This is a genomic window from Oerskovia sp. NPDC060287, from assembly GCF_042726775.1.
GTDB lineage: Bacteria > Actinomycetota > Actinomycetes > Actinomycetales > Cellulomonadaceae > Oerskovia > Oerskovia merdavium.
In genome coordinates, this window is the sequence record NZ_JBHXBO010000326.1 from 1 (window position 1) to 3,763 (window position 3,763).

Annotated in this window: 4 protein-coding genes; 3 read left to right on the plus strand and 1 reads right to left on the minus strand. The window is 70.3% G+C overall.

All coding sequences use genetic code 11. The features are described from left to right. Positions 1–124 precede the first annotated feature (124 nt). Positions 125–331: a hypothetical protein gene (locus ACFWFR_RS18300; RefSeq protein ID WP_056650208.1), complete on the minus strand. Its 207-nt coding sequence runs from the start codon at positions 329–331 to the stop codon at positions 125–127. Positions 332–498: 167 nt separating this feature from the next. Here ACFWFR_RS18300 and ACFWFR_RS18305 point away from each other — a divergent pair, with 167 nt between their 5' ends. From ACFWFR_RS18305 to ACFWFR_RS18315, 3 genes are read left to right on the plus strand one after another with little or no spacing between them, the layout of a single operon-like run. Next, complete coding sequence (locus tag ACFWFR_RS18305; protein ID WP_377624021.1) at positions 499–2,625, plus strand: type IIA DNA topoisomerase subunit B; 2,127 nt, start codon at positions 499–501, stop codon at positions 2,623–2,625. Positions 2,626–2,683: 58 nt separating this feature from the next. Next, the gene (locus ACFWFR_RS18310; RefSeq protein WP_377624023.1) at positions 2,684–3,145 is read left to right on the plus strand and encodes a DUF4430 domain-containing protein; all 462 of its coding nucleotides are present in this window, start codon (positions 2,684–2,686) and stop codon (positions 3,143–3,145) included. Further along, positions 3,124–3,699: a DUF6580 family putative transport protein gene (locus ACFWFR_RS18315; RefSeq protein WP_377624024.1), complete on the plus strand. Its 576-nt coding sequence runs from the start codon at positions 3,124–3,126 to the stop codon at positions 3,697–3,699. Before ACFWFR_RS18310 ends, ACFWFR_RS18315 begins: the two co-directional genes overlap by 22 nt. The last annotated feature ends 64 nt before the right edge of the window (positions 3,700–3,763 follow it).

The following is a 3,763-nucleotide window of genomic DNA, read 5'->3' on the forward strand; positions in this document are numbered from 1 at the left end:
CCCCTTCGGGGGTGCGGGCCTCTCGTGCGTCGAGCGTCAGGTCCGGACAGAAAGAACCCCGGCCGGTGGTGCTCACCGGTCGGGGTTCAGGGTGCCTGCGTGCGTCGAGCGCACGCGAGGGGTCTCAGCGAGCGCCGTGCTCCGCGAGCAGGCGGTCGGTCTCGTCCTGGACGTGCGTCGCGATGTCTGCGTAGGCGGCAGCGTGCGCGCGGGCGTGGTGGGCGCAGAAGAGCAGCTCCCCACTCGGCATGGTCACGCGCACGTACGCCTGGGCGCCGCAACGGTCGCAACGGTCGGCCACGGTCAGCGGTTCAGTCGTCGTAGCAGTCACGTGACCATGTAATCATCCCCGGACCCTTTCCTCGTACCGAAATGGCCCGGGTTCGCTACCCGCGTAGCCGCGGCTTCTCGGGAATACGGTGGACGCCGCGACCGAGTGCGACGCGTCACGGCCCGGCGGCGAGGACCTGTGGGTGGCAGCGTCTAGGCTTTCCCTTCGTGACGACCACCTCTGAGTCCAGCTACACCGCACGGCACCTCTCCGTCCTCGAAGGACTCGAGGCCGTCCGCAAGCGACCCGGCATGTACATCGGGTCCACCGACTCGCGCGGTCTCATGCACTGCCTCTGGGAGATCATCGACAACTCGGTCGACGAGGCTCTCGCGGGCAACTGCGACTCGATCGAGGTCGTGCTGCACGCCGACACCTCGGTGACAGTCAAGGACAACGGCCGCGGCATCCCCGTGGACATCGAGCCCAAGACGGGGCTCAGCGGAGTCGAGGTCGTCTTCACCAAGCTGCACGCGGGCGGAAAGTTCGGCGGCGGCTCGTACACGGCGTCGGGCGGCCTGCACGGGGTGGGCGCCTCGGTCGTCAACGCTCTGTCCTCGCGCCTCGACGTCGAGGTGGACCGCGGCTCCAAGACGTACCGCATGACGTTCCACCGTGGCGAGCCCGGGGTGTTCGCCGACCCGGCGTCCGGACCTGACCCCGACGCGACGTTCACGCCCTTCGTCGAGCGTTCCGAGCTGGCCGTCGTGGGCAAGGCGCCCCGCGGGAAGACCGGGACGCGCGTGCGCTACTGGGCGGACCGCCAGGTGTTCCCCAAGACCGCGGTCTTCTCCTACGACGAGCTCGTGACGCGCGCGCGTCAGACGACCTTCCTCGTCCCGGGCCTCAAGATCACGCTGCGCGACGAGCGCGGGCTGCCGGGCACGCCCGGCGCCGACGGCCCGGTCGAGGAGAGCTTCCAGCACTCGGGCGGCACGATCGACTTCGTCGACTTCCTCGCCCCGGACCCCGCCGTCACCGCGACGTGGCACCTGACGGGTTCGGGCACGTTCAAGGAGACCGTCCCGGTCCTCGACGAGCGGGGCCACCTGACCCCGCAGGAGGTCACGCGCGACTGCGAGGTCGACGTGGCGCTGCGCTGGGGCACGGGCTACGACACCGAGCTGCGGACCTTCGTCAACATCATCTCGACGCCCAAGGGCGGCTCGCACCTCGCGGGCTTCGAGGCGGGGCTGCTCAAGATCCTGCGCAAGGGCGTCGAGACCAACGCCCGCCGCCTCAAGGTGTCGACCAAGGACGCTTCGGAGCGCATCGAGAAGGACGACGTCCTCGCGGGCCTCACGGCCGTGCTCACGGTCCGGCTCGCCGAGCCGCAGTTCGAGGGGCAGACCAAGGAGGTGCTCGGCACCGCTCCCGTCCGCGCGATCGTTGCGCGCGTCGTCGAGCAGCAGCTCGGCGCCATGCTGACCTCGACCAAGCGCGACGAGAAGACGCAGGCCTCGCTGCTGCTCGACAAGGTCGTCGCCGAGATGCGCGCCCGTATCACCGCGCGCAAGCAGAAGGAGATCTCGCGCCGCAAGAACGCGCTCGAGACCTCGTCGCTGCCGTCCAAGCTCGCGGACTGCCGCAGCGACGACGTCGAGCGCAGCGAGCTCTTCATCGTCGAGGGCGACTCGGCCCTCGGCACGGCCAAGCTCGCCCGCAGCTCCGACTTCCAGGCGCTCCTACCCATCCGCGGGAAGATCCTCAACGTCCAGAAGGCCTCGGTCACGGACATGCTCCGCAACGCCGAGTGCGCCGCGATCATCCAGGTCATCGGCGCGGGTTCGGGGCGCTCGTTCGACCTCGAGGGTGCGCGCTACGGCAAGGTCGTGCTCATGACGGACGCCGACGTGGACGGCGCGCACATCCGTACGCTGCTGCTCACGCTCTTCTTCCGGTACATGCGGCCCCTCGTGGACGCGGGCCGCGTCTACGCGGCCGTGCCGCCGCTGCACCGCGTCGAGGTGATCGGCGCGGGCTCGCGCAAGAACGAGTACATCTACACGTACTCCGAGGCCGAGCTGCGGGACGTGCTCAAGAAGCTCGACCGGTCCGGCAAGCGCTACAAGGACGACATCCAGCGCTACAAGGGCCTCGGGGAGATGGACGCCGACCAGCTCGCGGAGACCACCATGGACCCGCGCCACCGCACGCTGCGCCGCGTCACGGCCGAGCACGCCGAGTCCGCAGAGCGCGTGTTCGAGCTCCTCATGGGCTCGGACGTCGCACCGCGCAAGGACTTCATCATCGCGGGAGCCGCCGGGCTGGACAGGGCGCGCATCGACGCCTGACGTCCCGTCTGCTGGGCGCGCGCCCCGCCGCGGGCCGAGCGTTCGTAGACTGCCAGGTGTGAACCCCCAGACTCTTCGTGCCACCCCGGCACGCTCGCTGACCGCCCTGACGTCTCTCCTGCTCGCGGTCGGCCTCCTGGCCGGCTGCGCCCAGGGCGAGGACACGCCCGCGGCCGACACCACGGCCTCCTCGACGGTCGCTGCCGACGACGCCTCGTCAGAGCCGGCGGACGACGCGTCCGACGACGCCGCTGACGACTCGGCGGACGACGTCGAGCTCACCTACGAGGGCGTCGCGGGGAAGACGGCGCTCGAGCTGCTCGTCGCGGCCGACCCCACCGCAGTGGTCCAGGGCGAGGGCGAGAACGCGTTCGTCACCGGGATCGACGGCCGCGAGGCGCAGGACTCCGCCAAGGAGTTCTGGGCCCTGTACGTGAACGGTGAGATGGCCCAGGTCGGCGCCGGGTCGCTCGTGACGGAGACAGGAGACGAGATCACGTGGAAGCTCGAGACCTACTGACCCGCTGGTGGCGGCCCGCGATCGCGGTGGCGTTCGTCGCCATCGCGATCGTGTTCCGCCTCGTGCGCGAGGAGATCGGCGCCCCGCCGAACCTCGAGCTCGTGACCTCGGCGGCGTTCGTCGCCGCGGTCCTCGTCCGGCACCGCCTCGCGTTCCTGGCACCGCTCGTCATCGCAGTGGTCTCCGACCTCGTGCTGGGCAACACGTCGATCGCGCTGTTCACGTGGAGCGCCTGGCTCGTCGTGGGCCTTGCAGCGCTGCTGACGCGCAGCACGTCGTTATGGGGGCGTGTGGGTGCAGCCGCCGGGCTGGGCCTCGGCGGGTCGCTGTGGTTCTTCTTCTGGACCAACTTCGGCGTCTGGTTCCAGGGTCGCGGGGTCTGGTACCCCGCCGGGCTCGACGGGCTCGTGGCGAGCTACGTCGCGGGGCTGCCGTTCCTGCGGACCATGCTGGTCGGGAACCTCGTGCTCCTGCCGGTCGTGGCCGCGGGCACGCTGCTCGTGGAGCGGCTCGAGCGCTCGCGGGGACTCGTGGCGGTGCCGCAGGCGGCGTGAGGTCGCTTCGTCTTTCGCCGAGGTAGAACGTCCTGCGCGAGATAGAACCCGGTGGGTACTACCT